Below are 14,637 nucleotides of genomic sequence, written 5' to 3' on the forward strand. Positions count from 1 at the left end.
CTTACTGGCCGTCACCTAACCTGTAAAGCCGTCCGCCCCCGGTGCCTGAGCGCTATCTAGGCAAGAGCCTCGGCAAGTACCGGGTCGAGGAGCTCATCGGCTCCGGCGGCTTCGCCTGGGTCTATCGGGGGTTCGACCCCACCCTCGGCATCCCGGTCGCCCTCAAGGTCCTCAAGCCCCAATTCGCGGGGGACCCGCAGTTCGAGGAGCGGTTCCGCCGTGAGGCCTCCACGGCCGCCCGGCTCAGGCACCCGAACATCGTCAAGATCTACGAAGTCGGGAAAGACGGCGACGCCGTCTACTTCGCCATGGACTACCTCCCCTCCGGGCTGGCCAACCGGCTCGAGGCGCAGGCTTTCCTCCCGGAGGAGGTGGTCCTTCGCGTGGGAATCGACGTCGCCAAGGCCATCGGCTTTGCCCATCGCGAAGGGGTGATCCACCGGGACATCAAGGTCGACAACATCCTCTTCGACGTCCACGGGAACGCCGTGGTGGCGGACTTCGGCATCGCCCGCGCCGTCTCCGGCTACACCCAGCAGACCGGCACGAACATGGTCGTGGGGACGCCCCAGTACTTCGCCCCGGAGCAAGCCCGGGCCAAGCCGCTGGATGGACGGGCCGACGTGTATTCCCTTGGCGTCTCGCTCTACCGCGCCGTCGCGGGTCGCCTCCCCTTCGAGGGCGAAGACTGGTACGAGATCGCCCGAGCCCACGTTGAAGCCGAGCCACCTCCCCCCCGCCAGTTCAACCCGGACATCTCCCCGGCCTTCCAGAAGCTGATCCTCCGCTGCCTGGCCAAGCACCCGGACGACCGGCCGGCCACCGGCGAGCAGCTCGCCGACGAGCTCTCCGCCCTCCTCGCCCTGCCGCGTCCGGCACGGGGTGGGCGGCCAGCGTCTCCCGGCGCATTCCTATCGCCGACGGAAACACCGACGGTCACCGAACGCCCCCTCAGCTCCGGACGACGCCGGAAGGGATCCCGCCTCGCACGACGTGTCGGCGCGACCGTCCTCGCCCTCGCGGGGGTCGGGGTCGTCGGCGTCATCATCCTCGCACAGCGCGCGGCGCCCACCGTGGCCGGGACTCCACCGGTGATCGCCGGCGTCACGGCACGCTTCGACTCCACCCTCGCAGATTCCCTCCGGGGCGTCGCGCCAGTGGACACGATCGGGTCGGTGATCGACTCCATCGCCCGCGCACGGGGAGACAGCGGCCGAAAACCGTTACCAGCCACCGGCGTCGGGCGGCTGGACGTCCGAGCCACCGACGGCGCGCGGCTCTCGGTCAACGGCATCGACGTCGGGACGACCAGCTGGTCATCCGACACGCTCCGCGCCGGTACCCCGCTGGCGGTTCGGGCGAGCATTGCCGCACCCGAGGGGTGCCCAACGGCATTCGCGAACACCACCCTGCGTGTTCGGCCTGGCGGTCGCGAGCAGGTGAACCTGGCCGTCCGCACCTGCGGTACCCTCCGCATCGCCTTACGCAATCGCCCCCAACCCGAGCAGGCACGTTACGCGGTGACCGGCGAGGGAATCGCGAGGAGCGGTGAGCTCCCGATGCCAAACGGGCAACTGCTCCCGGTCGGCGTCTACGAGCTGGTGATCTCCGCTCCTGGCTGCCAGGAGTTTCGAACGAACGTCACCGTTGGCGCTGGTGCGTTGGACCGGACCGCCACGCTGGACTGCAGCGCGTCGAATCCCTAACGCGCGGCTGATCCCGCGGCGCCCCCGAGGGCACCGCCGAGCAGGAGCCCCACCCAGAAGCTCTTGCGCCGATACCAGGCCGTCTCGGGCTCGACGACCGTCGCCACGTGATCGATCGAGACATCCGTGGTCTGACCGGTAATCAACGCCGTCGCGACACCGTCCGCGACGGTCACCACCTCGAAGCGCGCGACCAGCTGGTCACGACGCCGCGGATCCACTGCGATCCCTGCGCGCCCGGTCTTGATCCATCGAGCGGTGGCGGTCCGGAACGACAAGGTGCTATCGGTGACCGCGGTGATCTCGAAACGTGTCGCCGGCCGTTGGGCATTCGCCGCCAGCGGCGAGACAAACAACCCGCAAGCTACGATGGCACGTCGTCCCCAACTCATTGGACCAGCCCGACGATATCGTTGAACATCACGAGCACAAACAGCGCGAGCATCGCCAGCACGCCGAACCGCATCAGGTACTCCTGCGTGCGCGCGCTCAACGCCCCGCCCTTCACCGCCTCAGCCACGCGAATCAGGATCTGCCCGCCGTCGAGGACCGGGATGGGAAGCAGGTTCAGCACGGCGAGGTTGATCGAAAGGAAAGCGATCAGCACCAACAACGGCTCGAGCCCGCTCTGCGCCACCTCGAGCGACACCTGCGCAATCCGGATCGGACCGCCGAGCTGCTTCACGGAGACCGCGCCAGTGAACAGCCCCTTCACGACCTGCACGACCTCGACTCCCATCCGCCCGGTCACCGTGGCGCCGAGGGCCAACGCCTCGGAGAAGGACGCCGGATCCGGGATGAGCCGCTGCCGCGAGCGGACCCCCATTCGTCCGATCACACGCGGCGACGTGCTGTCGGGACGCACCGAATCGGGGATCACGGCGAGCGACAGGGTCGCGCCGCCCCGCACGACGCCGAGCGTGAGCGCCCGCCCGGGCGACCCCTCGACCGCCTGCACGACCTCGCCCCATCCTCGGATCGGGGCGCCATTCACCGAGACCACCGAGTCGCCGGACAGCAGCCCACCCCGGTCCGCCGGCGATCCGCCGACCACCGAATCCAGCACCGGGGCGACGACAGGGGTCGCGACGGCGAACTGCCCACCAAACGTCTTGCCGTATGCCCAGACGCCCGCCGCGGCGACACAGAACGCCAGGATGGCGTTCATGATGACACCCGCCGACAGAACAAACACCTTCTGCAGCAGCGTCTTCGATTCGATGAATCGATGGTCGGGGACCGGCTTGGGCCCAAACGGCCGCAGCGCCTCGGGATCGTGAGGAATGGGGTTGAGTCCCCGCTCGTGGCCTTGCACGCCCGGCTTCGCATCGTCGGATGTCGTCGCGTCCCCTTCGATCGCGCTCATCGCCTCCGCATCCCGCGACGCCATCGCCACGAAACCACCGACCGGAAACCACGAGACGCGATAGTCCGTCTCCCCCCGCCGGAAGCCCCACAGCCGTGGCCCCCAGCCGAACGCGAAGACCGGGGCGTAGACGCCCACGAGCTTGGCGGCCACGAAGTGCCCCAGCTCGTGCACGAACACCACCAGCCCGAACACTACCAGGGGCGCCAGGTACGTCAGCATCGAACCAATCCCTCCACGTGTGCCCGGGCGCGAGCGTCCGCGTCCAGGAGTTCCTGCCGGGTCTCTCCAGCCAACGATCCAAGTGTATCGACAGTTTCGCCGACCACCTCCGGAATTCCACCAAATGTGAGGCGTCCGTCAAGGAAATGACTGACCGCCACCTCGTTTGCCGCGTTGAACACCGCCGCACCAGCCCCACCCCGTCGCGCGGCTCCGACACCAATGGAAAGCATCGGGAACACGTCGTGCCGCACCGCCTCGAAGGTGAGCGACCCCATCGTGATCGGATCGAGTCGCGGGACCCCCACATCCGTGAATCGCTCGGGATGGGTGAAAGCATACAGGATCGGCAACTCCATGGAGGGCACCCCCAATTGCGCGAGCATCGACCCATCCACGAACTCCACGAACGAGTGCACGATGCTCTGGGGATGCACCGCCACGTCAATCGCGTCGAACGGAAGTCCAAAGAGAAAGTGCGCCTCGATCACCTCAAGGGCCTTGTTGGCCAACGTCGCACTGTCCACCGTGATCTTCCGACCCATCGACCAGGTGGGATGGCGCAGGGTCTGCCCAACGGTCGCGTTCACGACCTCGGTCGCGCTACTCGAGCGAAACGGGCCACCGGACGCCGTGAGCACCAGGCGACGCACGGTTGCGGTGGGCGCCGCGCCGAGGGCCTGCAGGATGGCCGAGTGCTCCGAGTCCACGGGGACCAGCTCACCACCCCCGCGTCGCGCGGCATCGAGAACGAGCTGGCCGCCCACGACGAGCGACTCCTTGTTCGCGAGGGCCACCCGCTTTCCGGCCTCCAGCGCCGCCAGCGTGGCCGCGAGCCCGGCCGCCCCAACGACGGCGTTGAGCACGATGTCCACGTCCGGGCGTGTGGCGGCGGCGAGCAGGACATCCCCTCCCCCGTCCGCCCCACTCAAGCCGGCGAACAACGGCTGGTGCGCCGTGACCAACAGGTCGAGCGCCGCGCGATTCGCGTGCGCGGTCATCGCCACCACACGAAAACGGTCGGGATGCCGGGCGATCACCCGCAACGCGGACGTACCGATCGACCCGGTCGCCCCGAGGATCGCCACGCCGCGCCGGGTCATCGCGTCACCGGTTTCAGTGCCTGCTCGAGGACCAGGTACGCCACGGGAAGGACGAAGTACAACGAATCGAGCCGGTCCAGGACTCCACCGTGCCCGGGCAACAGGTGCGAGCTGTCCTTCACCTTCGCCTCGCGCTTGAGCATGGACTCGACGAGGTCACCGATCTGGGCGACCACACTCACCAGCAGCCCGAAGCCGATCGCCACACCTAACGACAACGAGAGCTGAGCCCGGGGCTCGAGCACAAACCGGATATAGCCCACACTCACCAGTGCCGTGACCACGAGCGCCCCCCAAGCCCCCGCGCGCGTCTTTCCCGGGGAAATGGCCGGCATGAGCTTGGTGGTCCCCAGCGCCCGCCCCGCAAAGTAGGCGCCGACGTCCGACGCCCAGGTGAGGACCACAGGGTACATCACGAGGGCCGTCCCCGCGGCCGCCGTCGCCGCGTAGCGATGATTCCGCAGGAGCCAGGCGAAACACAGCAACCCACCGGTGTACACGGCCCCGAAGGCGGTCACGGACACCGAGGCCAGCGGGCGACCCTCCACACCTCGGGCCCAGAGCGACGCCCCAAGCAGGGTCACCAGCACCACCGCGGCCAGTGCGGCGGGAGCGGCGAGCGCGCCAGACGCCCAGAGTGCGGTGTACAGCGGGAGCCCGGCGGCGATCGCCACGCCGAACACGTCCATCGCCTCGATCCCGCTGTGGCGGGCCATGCGGAACAACTCCCACGCCCCGAGGCCACCGAGTACCGCGAGCAACAATGCCAGCGGGAGCGCGCCGAGGTAGACCAGCACACCTACGATCGGGATGCCGACGATCGCAACAGCGACGCGGCGCGCGAGTTCGCCGATGGTCAGACCTCCATGATCTCGGCTTCCTTCGCCTTCATCGCGGCGTCGATCTTTGCCACGGCCTCGTCGTGGAGCTTCTGCAGGTCCTTCTCCGCGTGCTTCACGTCGTCCTCGGACACGCCGTCGATCTTCTTGAACTTATCCCGCGCCTCGGTGCGCCAGTGCCGCACGGAGATTCGGCCTTCTTCGGCGAGTTTGTGGATCACCTTGGCCAGGTCCTTGCGCCGCTGCTCGTTCATCGAGGGGAGCGGCACCCGCACCACGTGACCCTGGGTCACCGGGTCCAGCCCGAGTTCCGCCTCGCGAATCGCCTTCTCGATCAGCTTGATCTGGCCCTTGTCGAACGGCGTCACGATCAGCACGCGCGGCTCCGGCGCGGCCACCGTGGCCACCTGATTCATCATCATGCTGGTGCCGTACATCTCCACCCGCACGGTATCCAGCATGCTCGGCGACGCCTTCCCCGAGCGAATGGACGCGAACTCATGCTTCGTGCTCTCGAAGGCCTTGTCCATGTGGGCCTTCGTGTCCTTGAGGATCGCTGCGAGTGTGCTCATGAGACCAGGGTTCCCACGCGTTCGCCGCGCACCGCGCGCGCGACAGCTCCGCGTTCGTGGATGTTGAGGACGATCAGCGGTAACCGGTTTTCCTTGGACAACGTCACGGCGGTCTGGTCCATCACCCCCAACTCTTCCAGCATGACGTCGCGATAGGAGATGGTCTCATACCGCCGAGCATCGGGGTTCTTCTTGGGGTCCGCCGTATAGACGCCGTCGACGGACGTCGCCTTGATGATCACGTTGGCCTTGATCTGGATGGCCCGCAGCACCGCCGCGGTATCCGTCGAGAAGTACGGGTTCCCCGTCCCGGCCGCGAAGATCACGATGCGCCCCTTGTCGAAGTGGCGCAGCGCCCGCCGACGGATATACGGCTCCGCCAGCTCCTCCATCCGGATCGCGGTCATCACCCGCGTGTCGAGCCCGCGCTTCTCCAGCACGTCCTGCAAGGCAAGGGCATTGATCACCGTGCCCAGCATCCCCATGTAGTCCGCTGCCACCCGATCCATCCCGAGGGCAGCGAGCTGGGTGCCGCGAACCATGTTGCCGCCGCCGATCACCAAGCCAACACCAACTCCCATCTCGACGACCCCCTTGATCTCATCGCAGAACTGGCCAACGCGATCAAAGTCGTATCCCGATCCCTTATCCCCGGCGAGGGCCTCGCCCGAGAGCTTGAGGAGGATGCGTTCGTAGGCGGGACGGGAGTCAGGCATGCAGCTCAGGTTGGGCGACAAGCGAAGGTGGCTTTGTTACGGGGCCGGAGGCAAGTGGCAGGAGTCACGCCGTGGGCACGGGCTGACCAGCCCGCCCCACGGCGCACGCCATGGCCGAACATCTCGACCTTACTCTTCACCCATCTGGTAGCGGACGAACCGCCGCACGCTCAGCGTTGCCCCAGCTTCCTTCGACTTCTGCTCGGCAAGCTGCTTGATGGTCATGTTGGGGTCCCGGACCCACGGCTGCTCGATGAGGGCGGCCTCGGCGAAGAGCTTGTTCACCTGCCCGTCCACCATCTTGGCGATGATGTTGTCCGGCTTGCCCGACTGCTTGGCCTGCTCGGTGAAGATCTCGCGTTCCTTGGCCACGAACTCCGCCGGGACGTCATCGCGCGTCACGCCGTAAGGCACGCGGGGAACACCGGCTGCAACGTGTTCAGCGACCGACTTGGCGAGTTCACGCGCCGCGTCGCCCGACGATCCCCGCACGTCGACCAGCACGGCCACCTTGCCGTTGAAGTGCACGTACGACCCCACCACGCCGTCAGACACCAGGCGCGCGTAGCGACGCAGCACGACGTTCTCACCGGTCTTGGCCGAGGCCTCCTTCACGACCTCGTCGACAGTCTTGGAGGCGTCGGCGTGGTACTTCTGGGCCGGCACGCTCCCCTCGGCGGCCACGGCGACGACCGCGTCCAGAGTCGCATCGGCGAAGACGTGATCCGCGATGCCCTGGGCGAACGCGCCGAATTCATCATTGCGGGCGACGAAGTCGGTCTCTGAGTTGACCTCGATGATCGCAGCCGCGCTGCCGTTCTCGGCCGACTTGACCACGATGCGCCCCTCGGACGCCGTGCGTCCGGCGCGCTTCTCCGCCTTGGCAATCCCCTTCATGCGGAGGAGTTCCACCGCCTTCTGGATGTCGCCCGCCGACTCATCGAGGGCCTTCTTGCAATCCATCATCCCGGCGCCGGTGCGCGCGCGGAGGTCAGCTACGTCCTTGGCAGTCACAGCCATGTGCAAACCACTCCTTGCCCTGTTTGTGAGAACGCCGCCGGCGTGGGAGGCCGGCGGCGCGATGGTGATCCATGATCCCGGAGTGAACCGGGAGGAGTCCGAGGCGCCGCCTCGATTGCTTATTCCGCTCCAGCTTCGCTGGCTTCGCCAGCGTCTGTCCCTGCCTCGCCGCCTTCCGGCGAGCCCGGCTTGAGCCGCGCCGCGAGGGCACCCGGGTTGGCCCGACGACGACGCGGGCGACGCCGACGGCGACGCTCGTCTTCACCGGCCGGCTCCATCCCGCGGTCCGACGAATACGTCGTCTCTTCCGCCTCTTCCTCGACCTGGCGCACCGGGGCCTCTCGACGGGCCTCCATGATCAGGTCGGCGATGAAGCGCGTGATCAGCTCCACCGAGCGGATGGCGTCATCGTTGCCGGCGATCGGCACCGTGATCTGGTCCGGATCCGAGTTGGTATCGCAGATCGCGACGATCGGGATGCCGAGCTTGATGGCCTCGCTGACCGCGATGCGCTCCTTCTTGGCATCGATCACGAACATGAGCCCGGGGAGGCGCCCCATGTTCTTGATGCCCGACAGGTTCTTCAGGAGCTTGTCGCGCTGGCGCGTGAGCAGCAGCTGCTCCTTCTTGGTGTAGTTCTCGAACTCACCACCGGCCTCAGAGCCCGCTTCCAGCTCCTTGAGCCGGCGCGTCTGCTTCTTGATGGTGCCGAAGTTCGTGAGCAAGCCACCGAGCCAGCGCTCCGTGACATACAGGGCGCCACAGCGATCGGCCTCAACGCGCACGATGGAGCCGAGCTGCCGCTTGGTGCAGACAAAGAGGACGTTCTCGCCGCGGAGGATGATCTCGCGGATGAACTTCTCGGCTTCGTCGATCTGCTTGAGGGTCTTCTGCAGGTCGATGATGTGGATGCCGTTGCGCTCGGCGAAGATGAACCGGCGCATCTTGGGGTTCCAACGACGGGTCTGGTGCCCGAAGTGAACGCCCGCTTCCAGCAACTGCTCGAGTGTCGGCTTCATGAAAGTGTCCTTGTCGGGTTGTGCGTCCGCGTCCGTCGGCGTCGCCTTCGACCGGCCGAAGCCGGCACCCGAGGCGACTCGGGAGCGCGTGCGAGATGGGGAACGAACCGCCGGTGGTACTGTGGTCTCCCCGGCACCGGCCGGCCGGGGAGGTGCTTCGTGCGCATCCCGGCGAGGGGATGCGCGATTGGACTAGCGCTTGGAGAACTGGAAGCGCTTGCGGGCCTTGGGACGGCCGGGCTTCTTGCGCTCGACGGCCCGCGCGTCGCGGGTCAATAGCCCGAGGTCACGCAGCTTGCGGCGATGCGTCTCGTCCAGCGAAACCAGGGCGCGCGCCACCGCGAGGCGGAGGGCGCCGGCCTGACCGGTCTGTCCACCACCTTCGAGCTTGGCGCGCACATCAAAGCGCCCGAGCGAGTCGGTCGCGGTGAACGCCTGCTGAATGGCAGACACCAGCGACGGACGCGGGAAGTAGTCGCCGAGCGTACGCCCGTTGACATCCCACTTACCCGAGCCGGGCTTTAGGGTGACACGACACACCGCTTCCTTGCGGCGGCCCACTGCGCGGAGTTGCATTTCAGCCATGCTCAGGCACTCTTGCGATCAAAGGAAAGCGCAGTCGGCTGCTGGGCCGCATGCGGGTGTTCGGCGCCAGCGTAGACGCGGAGCTTGAGGCGCAGCACCTGGCGGGCGAGCGCAGACTTGGGAAGCATGCCGAAGACCGCCTTCTCGATCACGCGCTCCGGATGCTTGCCGTGCAGCATGGCGTACGGCGTGTGCCGCTCGTGACCCATGTAGCCGGTGTGCGAGAAGTAGCTCTTCTGCTCGCCCTTCTTGCCCGTCACCTTGACCTTCGACGCATTGATCACGATGACATTGTCACCGGTATCCATGTGCGGCGTGTAGATCGGCTTGTGCTTGCCACGCAGGATGCGGGCGATCTCGGAGGCGAGGCGACCGAGCACCATCCCTTCCGCGTCAACAACGAACCAGTGACGCTGGATGTCTTTGGGGGTCGCGCTAAAAGTCTTCATGAGGACGAACCTGGGTGACGCCACGCGCGGCCGACAAAGGCGCGCAAAGTGCGATGGATACGTGGTTTATGGCAGACCCTGAAAGTAGGTAGCCCCTTCTGGCGTGTCAACGGAGCCGGACCGCCGAAATCAGGGCGGCCTAGGCCAGCTCCACCAGGACCGCCCCCTTCTCCACCGGCTGGCCGGGGGCCACTGGGATCGCAGTCACCCGTCCGCCGGACAGCGACCGTAGCTCGTTCTCCATCTTCATCGCTTCCATGGAGACCAGCGGCTGCCCGGGGATGACCTCGTCCCCGACCTTCACGTGGAGGCGGACGATCAGCCCCGGCATGGGGGCGACCAGCGGGCGTGGCCCCTGGGCCCCGGCCGCCGCGGCGGTCAGCTCCCGGATGGCCCGGGTCCGCTCGTCCAGGGCTTCAGCGGCGAAGCGGTGCCCATCGATCCACAGGGCATAGCTCCCCTTGGTCTCTCCCCGGGACACCACCACGCGATGCACAGCCTCCCCCAGCCGTACCATATAGACCGGGGTCCCGTCGACCTGCTCGAGGTGCGCCGACGCGAACGCGCCCGGTGCCGCGGCTCCTTCGTCGCCCAGCACCCTCACGCCTCCCTCCTCCAGGGCGATGTCCACACGTTGGCCGTTCACTTCGACGGCGTACTTCATTGCACTTCCTCCGGGCTGAGGACGCAGACCGTCTCCACGTGCGCGGTCTGCGGAAAGAGGTCAAATGGCGACACGCGCTCCACCCGCCAGGACGGCAGCCGGCCGAGGTCGCGGGCCAGGGTGGCCGGGTCGCAACTCACATAAACCAGTCGACCCGGCCGTGGACGGGCACCCTCGAGGACCTCGCACACCCTGGCGTGCAGCCCCGTCCGGGGCGGATTGACGAGGACCAGGTCGGCAGGCAGGACCTCCGCGATGGTGTCTTCCACCCGCGCGGTTCGTACATCGACACCGGGGCATTCCGCGGCGGCGATCCGCGTCGCCTCCGGGTCGAGCTCAATCAGGGAAACGTCGATCCCGGCGGACGACAACCTCCCGGCAATCCGCCCCTGGCCGCCATAGGCATCCACTACGCGGGCCGGCGACGTCTCGCTGATCACCGCGACGACATGGTCCTCCATCTCGCGGGCCATCGCGTCGTTGACCTGGGTGAAGGCGTCGAGCGAGGCCACGGCGTCGTCCTCGTCCGTCGAAGCCGCCGCCGACGTGTCATGGCGAACGCGCGTGAGGGACGGACATCGCCCGAGGAACGCCTCCCGGTCCCCCCACTGGCCGCCACCCTTCACGACGGCGCTCACTCCCAGCACCTCCCACCGCAGGACGACCCGCACGTCGTCACCCGCCGGAAGGAGGGCGATCGCCTCGCGCACCTCTCGCCAGGCAAGCTCGATCGGTTTCGCCGAGATCGGGCACTCCGTGAGGTCGAAAACCTCGTCCGGGGCGCCAAGTCGCCGGAGCCCACCGTGCCGGCCGGCGCCGCGTCCGCGAACGGTCAGCGTCAACTTGTTCCGGTAGCGCCAGACCTCCGGCGACGGACGCACCGCCTCGACCTCCACCATGCGATGTCCAATGCGCGACAGCGCCTGGCGCACGATGTCCTGCTTCGCGAGGAGCTGCGCGTCATAGGCGAGGTGCTGCATCTGGCATCCACCACAGGCATCGCGCACATAGTGCGCACACGACGGCTCGACGCGGTCCGGCCCCGCGGTGAGCACCTCGACCAGCGTGCCTTCCGCATATCGCCGCCGGTTGCGCAGCCGCACCCGGACCAGGTCACCCGGCGCGGTGCGCGGCACGAAGGTCGCCAGTCCGTCGACACGCCCAATCCCGGCACCACCAGCGGCGATGCGGTCGATGCGGAGTTCGGCGTGCGTGGCTACCCTAGACCCTGAGTGCATCACGCCTCGCCGCCAGCTCCCAGGCCGTGGGCGTCGCGGGCCCGGCCTCGGTCGTTGTCGTCGCGGTTGCGACGCGCCGCGTCCCGCGGTCCCGGTCGGCCAGCAGCGCGGCCGCGATCGCGGCCAGCTGCACCTGCGACGCCGGCGCCGCGGCCCCGACCAACGACGGCAGGCGCCGCTCGAGCCACTGGATCTCGATCGCGCCGCGACGGAACTCCTCGTCCTCAAGCACACGGAGGTGGAACTCCCGCGAGGTCTCGACCCCAACGATCGTCAGCTCCCGCAGGGCGCGGTGCATGCGCGCGATACACTCCTCACGCGTCGCGGCCCACACGATCAACTTGGCGAGCATCGGGTCGTAATGCAGCCCAACGGTCGATCCGGTCTCGATCCCGCCGTCCCATCGCACCCCAGGCCCGGTGGGGACTTGAAGGAACTCAATCCGCCCTGTCGACGGGAGGAATCCGTTCGCCGGATCCTCGCTCGTGATCCGGCACTCCATCGACCAGCCGCGCGGCGTGAGATGCTCCGGGAATGGCAATCGCTCACCGGCCGCGACCCTAATCTGCCACTGCACGATGTCGACCCCAGTGACAAACTCCGTCACCGGATGCTCGACCTGAAGGCGGGTGTTCATCTCCAGGAAGTAGTAGTTGCCGTCCGCGTCCAGCAGGAATTCGCAGGTGCCGGCGTTCACGTAACCCGCCGCGCGCGCGGCCGCGACCGCCGTGTCGCCCATCCGCTTGCGCAGCTCCGGCGACACCGCGACCGACGGCGCCTCCTCGATCATCTTCTGGTGCCGACGCTGCACCGAACACTCCCGCTCCCCCAGGGAACGCACGGTGCCATGCGCGTCGGCAATCACCTGGATCTCCACGTGGCGCGGCCCGACGATGTACTTCTCCACGTAGACCGTGTCGTCCCCAAACGCATTCTGCGCCTCGCGCCGCGCCGCATCGAGCGAGGACGCCATCTCTGCCGCCGTCCGGACGACACGCATCCCCTTCCCCCCCCCACCCGCCGCGGCCTTCAACAACACCGGATACCCGTAGCGTTCAGCGATCGCCTCGGCCTCGGCGGCATCCTTCAGCCCCTCCGTGGTCCCTGGCACCACGGGAACGCCGGCGGCAATCGCCAGTTGGCGTGCCGCCGTCTTGCTCCCCAGCGCCGCGATCGCCTCGGGCGGCGGCCCGACGAACACCAGCCCCGCGTCGCGCACCGCCCGCGAGAACCACTCGCGCTCGGAGAGGAAGCCGTATCCCGGATGGATGGCTTCCGCCCCCGTGCGTCTTGCAACTTCAATGAGACGCTCGCCCAGCAGGTAACTCTGCGACGAGGGCGCGGGCCCGATATTCACCGCTTCATCGGCGGCACGCACATGCGGGGCCTGGGCATCGGCGTCCGAATAGACCGCCACCGTACGCACGCCGAGTTCGCGACAGGCGCGCATGATCCGGATGGCGATCTCGCCCCGGTTCGCGACAAGGAGCTTGGTGAACATGGTCATGGAGACGGCAGGCGGCAGGCACCCGGCAGCGCGTACCGCCGCAGCCCCAACTCAGAGCGGCAGGTTGCCATGTTTCCTCGGCGGGTTGCGGTCGCGCTTGCCTTGCAGCGTCTGTAGCGCGTCGATCAATCGCGGGCGGGTATCGCGGGGGTCGATGATGTCGTCCACGAACCCGCGGGCGGCCGCCACATACGGATTGGCGAACTTCTCACTGTATTCAGCCACGCGCTCATCCATCGCCTTCGCCGGATCCGCCGCCTCGGCGATCTCCTTGCGGAAGAGGATCTCCACCGCCCCCTTGGGACCCATCACGGCGATCTCCGCCGTGGGCCAGGCCACGTTGAAATCCCCGCGAATGTGCTTGGAACTCATGACGTCGTACGCACCGCCATACGCCTTGCGCGTGATCACCGTCAGCTTCGGCACCGTCGCCTCGCAGTAGGCATACAGCAGCTTGGCGCCATGCCGGATGATTCCGCCATGTTCCTGCGCCACCCCTGGCAGGAAGCCCGGCACATCCTCGAAGGTCACGATTGGGATGTTGAAGGCATCGCAGAACCGGACGAACCGCGCCGCCTTCACCGAGGCGTTGATGTCCAGCACGCCGGCCAGCACCGCCGGCTGGTTCGCCACGATCCCGACCGAGAAGCCTCCCAGGTGCGCGAACCCGCACAGGATGTTCTGGGCGAACTCGGCGTGGACTTCATAGAAGGTCCCGTCGTCGACGATGCGCCGGATCACCTCGTGCATGTCATACGGCTTGTTCGCGTTGTCCGGGACGACGTCCAGCAGTCCCTCGTCGCGCCGGTCATGCGGATCGCGGCTCATGCCACGCGGGGGCGCATCGAGGTTGTTCTGCGGGATGTAGTGGAACAGTTCCCGGATCGCCTGGATCGACTGCAACTCCGAGTCGTGCGCGAAGTGGGCCACGCCGGAGGTGGCCGCATGCGTATCGGCTCCGCCGAGTCGTTCCATCGTGACATCCTCGTGCGTCACCGTCTTCACGACGTTGGGACCGGTGACGAACATGTACGAGGAGCCCCGCACCATGAACACAAAGTCCGTGATCGCGGGCGAGTAGACCGCGCCCCCCGCACAGGGGCCGAGAATGGCCGAGATCTGGGGGACGACCCCGGAGGCCATCGTGTTGCGCAGGAAGATGTCGGCGTACCCGCCTAACGAGACCACCCCTTCCTGGATCCGGGCCCCGCCCGAGTCGTTGAGCCCGATCACTGGCGCCCCGTTCCGGACGGCGAGGTCCATCACCTTGCAGATCTTCTCGGCGAAGGTCTCCGACAGGGAGCCGCCGAAGACCGTGAAGTCCTGGGAGAACACGTAAACCAGCCGCCCATCGATGCGGCCGTGACCGGTGACCACCCCGTCGCCGTAGACCTTCTGCTGGTCCAGGCCGAAGTCCGTCGACCGGTGGGTCACGAAGCGGTCGTACTCGACAAAGGACCCCTCGTCCAGCAGGAGGTCCAGCCGCTCCCGGGCGGACAACTTGCCCTTGTCGTGTTGTGCCTTGATGCGGGCCGCCCCGCCCCCCTGCTCGGCCAGGGCACGGCGCCCCTCGAGCTGCTCGAGTTTCTCTCGCATGGTCATGGCCGGGAAAGGTAGTGAGCGAGCCCGGG

Annotated in this window: 15 protein-coding genes; 1 reads left to right on the forward strand and 14 read right to left on the reverse strand. The window is 67.5% G+C overall.

Annotated features, from left to right (window positions below; all coding sequences use genetic code 11):
* The first annotated feature begins 41 nt into the window (after nt 1-41).
* The gene (locus tag IPK85_18505; GenBank protein ID MBK8249365.1) at nt 42-1,706 is read left to right on the forward strand and encodes a serine/threonine protein kinase; all 1,665 of its coding nucleotides are present in this window, start codon (nt 42-44) and stop codon (nt 1,704-1,706) included.
* On the opposite strand, the gene IPK85_18510 is transcribed toward IPK85_18505, so the two are convergent.
* The 14 genes from IPK85_18510 to IPK85_18575 all read right to left on the reverse strand — a co-directional run bounded on the left by IPK85_18510 (nt 1,703) and on the right by IPK85_18575 (nt 14,602).
* Nucleotides 1,703-2,098, reverse strand: a complete 396-nt coding sequence (locus tag IPK85_18510) for a hypothetical protein (GenBank protein ID MBK8249366.1) — start codon at nt 2,096-2,098, stop codon at nt 1,703-1,705. The two genes, IPK85_18505 and IPK85_18510, sit on opposite strands and share 4 nt — an antisense overlap.
* Entirely contained in the window at nt 2,095-3,294 is a 1,200-nt protein-coding gene (rseP, locus tag IPK85_18515) for an RIP metalloprotease RseP (protein MBK8249367.1), read from the reverse strand. Before rseP ends, IPK85_18510 begins: the two co-directional genes overlap by 4 nt.
* Nucleotides 3,288-4,397, reverse strand: coding sequence for a 1-deoxy-D-xylulose-5-phosphate reductoisomerase (locus tag IPK85_18520; GenBank protein ID MBK8249368.1), 1,110 nt, complete (start codon nt 4,395-4,397; stop codon nt 3,288-3,290). Before IPK85_18520 ends, rseP begins: the two co-directional genes overlap by 7 nt.
* Nucleotides 4,394-5,257, reverse strand: coding sequence for a phosphatidate cytidylyltransferase (locus IPK85_18525; GenBank protein ID MBK8249369.1), 864 nt, complete (start codon nt 5,255-5,257; stop codon nt 4,394-4,396). The genes IPK85_18520 and IPK85_18525 overlap by 4 nt, the downstream gene beginning before the upstream one ends.
* The gene (frr, locus tag IPK85_18530) at nt 5,254-5,808 is read right to left on the reverse strand and encodes a ribosome recycling factor (GenBank protein ID MBK8249370.1); all 555 of its coding nucleotides are present in this window, start codon (nt 5,806-5,808) and stop codon (nt 5,254-5,256) included. The genes IPK85_18525 and frr overlap by 4 nt, the downstream gene beginning before the upstream one ends.
* Nucleotides 5,805-6,524 (reverse strand): UMP kinase, encoded by a 720-nt coding sequence (locus IPK85_18535; protein MBK8249371.1) that lies wholly within the window; start codon nt 6,522-6,524, stop codon nt 5,805-5,807. Before IPK85_18535 ends, frr begins: the two co-directional genes overlap by 4 nt.
* 129 nt (nt 6,525-6,653) lie before the next feature.
* On the reverse strand, nt 6,654-7,544 hold the full coding sequence (locus IPK85_18540) for an elongation factor Ts (GenBank protein ID MBK8249372.1): 891 nt from the start codon (nt 7,542-7,544) through the stop codon (nt 6,654-6,656).
* Nucleotides 7,545-7,663: 119 nt separating this feature from the next.
* A complete protein-coding gene (rpsB, locus tag IPK85_18545; protein ID MBK8249373.1) occupies nt 7,664-8,563 on the reverse strand; it encodes a 30S ribosomal protein S2 in 900 nt (299 codons plus the stop codon).
* Between the two features lie 192 nt (nt 8,564-8,755).
* Nucleotides 8,756-9,139, reverse strand: coding sequence for a 30S ribosomal protein S9 (gene rpsI, locus IPK85_18550; protein MBK8249374.1), 384 nt, complete (start codon nt 9,137-9,139; stop codon nt 8,756-8,758).
* Nucleotides 9,140-9,150: 11 nt separating this feature from the next.
* Nucleotides 9,151-9,597 carry a 50S ribosomal protein L13 gene (gene rplM / locus IPK85_18555; protein ID MBK8249375.1) on the reverse strand — a complete coding sequence of 149 codons (447 nt, stop codon included), beginning with the start codon at nt 9,595-9,597 and terminating at the stop codon, nt 9,151-9,153.
* 139 nt (nt 9,598-9,736) lie between these two features.
* The gene (locus IPK85_18560) at nt 9,737-10,261 is read right to left on the reverse strand and encodes a biotin/lipoyl-binding protein (GenBank protein ID MBK8249376.1); all 525 of its coding nucleotides are present in this window, start codon (nt 10,259-10,261) and stop codon (nt 9,737-9,739) included.
* Complete coding sequence (locus tag IPK85_18565; protein MBK8249377.1) at nt 10,258-11,499, reverse strand: class I SAM-dependent RNA methyltransferase; 1,242 nt, start codon at nt 11,497-11,499, stop codon at nt 10,258-10,260. Before IPK85_18565 ends, IPK85_18560 begins: the two co-directional genes overlap by 4 nt.
* A complete protein-coding gene (locus IPK85_18570; GenBank protein MBK8249378.1) occupies nt 11,483-13,000 on the reverse strand; it encodes an acetyl-CoA carboxylase biotin carboxylase subunit in 1,518 nt (505 codons plus the stop codon). The genes IPK85_18565 and IPK85_18570 overlap by 17 nt, the downstream gene beginning before the upstream one ends.
* A 57-nt stretch (nt 13,001-13,057) precedes the next feature.
* A complete protein-coding gene (locus IPK85_18575) occupies nt 13,058-14,602 on the reverse strand; it encodes an acyl-CoA carboxylase subunit beta (protein MBK8249379.1) in 1,545 nt (514 codons plus the stop codon).
* Nucleotides 14,603-14,637: the final 35 nt, after the last annotated feature.

This window comes from Gemmatimonadota bacterium, from assembly GCA_016712265.1.
Taxonomy (GTDB): domain Bacteria; phylum Gemmatimonadota; class Gemmatimonadetes; order Gemmatimonadales; family Gemmatimonadaceae; genus RBC101.

Excerpts from the sequence above, each read along its gene's own strand:
- IPK85_18510 (MBK8249366.1), bottom strand. The coding sequence starts at position 2,098 with ATGAGTTGGGGACGACGTGCCATCGTAGCTTGCGGGTTGTTTGTCTCG.
- rseP (MBK8249367.1), bottom strand. The coding sequence starts at position 3,294 with ATGCTGACGTACCTGGCGCCCCTGGTAGTGTTCGGGCTGGTGGTGTTC.
- IPK85_18520 (MBK8249368.1), bottom strand. The coding sequence starts at position 4,397 with ATGACCCGGCGCGGCGTGGCGATCCTCGGGGCGACCGGGTCGATCGGT.
- frr (MBK8249370.1), bottom strand. The coding sequence starts at position 5,808 with ATGAGCACACTCGCAGCGATCCTCAAGGACACGAAGGCCCACATGGAC.
- IPK85_18535 (MBK8249371.1), bottom strand. The coding sequence starts at position 6,524 with ATGCCTGACTCCCGTCCCGCCTACGAACGCATCCTCCTCAAGCTCTCG.
- IPK85_18540 (MBK8249372.1), bottom strand. The coding sequence starts at position 7,544 with ATGGCTGTGACTGCCAAGGACGTAGCTGACCTCCGCGCGCGCACCGGC.
- rpsB (MBK8249373.1), bottom strand. The coding sequence starts at position 8,563 with ATGAAGCCGACACTCGAGCAGTTGCTGGAAGCGGGCGTTCACTTCGGG.
- rpsI (MBK8249374.1), bottom strand. The coding sequence starts at position 9,139 with ATGCAACTCCGCGCAGTGGGCCGCCGCAAGGAAGCGGTGTGTCGTGTC.
- rplM (MBK8249375.1), bottom strand. The coding sequence starts at position 9,597 with ATGAAGACTTTTAGCGCGACCCCCAAAGACATCCAGCGTCACTGGTTC.
- IPK85_18560 (MBK8249376.1), bottom strand. The coding sequence starts at position 10,261 with ATGAAGTACGCCGTCGAAGTGAACGGCCAACGTGTGGACATCGCCCTG.
- IPK85_18565 (MBK8249377.1), bottom strand. The coding sequence starts at position 11,499 with ATGCACTCAGGGTCTAGGGTAGCCACGCACGCCGAACTCCGCATCGAC.
- IPK85_18570 (MBK8249378.1), bottom strand. The coding sequence starts at position 13,000 with ATGTTCACCAAGCTCCTTGTCGCGAACCGGGGCGAGATCGCCATCCGG.
- IPK85_18575 (MBK8249379.1), bottom strand. The coding sequence starts at position 14,602 with ATGCGAGAGAAACTCGAGCAGCTCGAGGGGCGCCGTGCCCTGGCCGAG.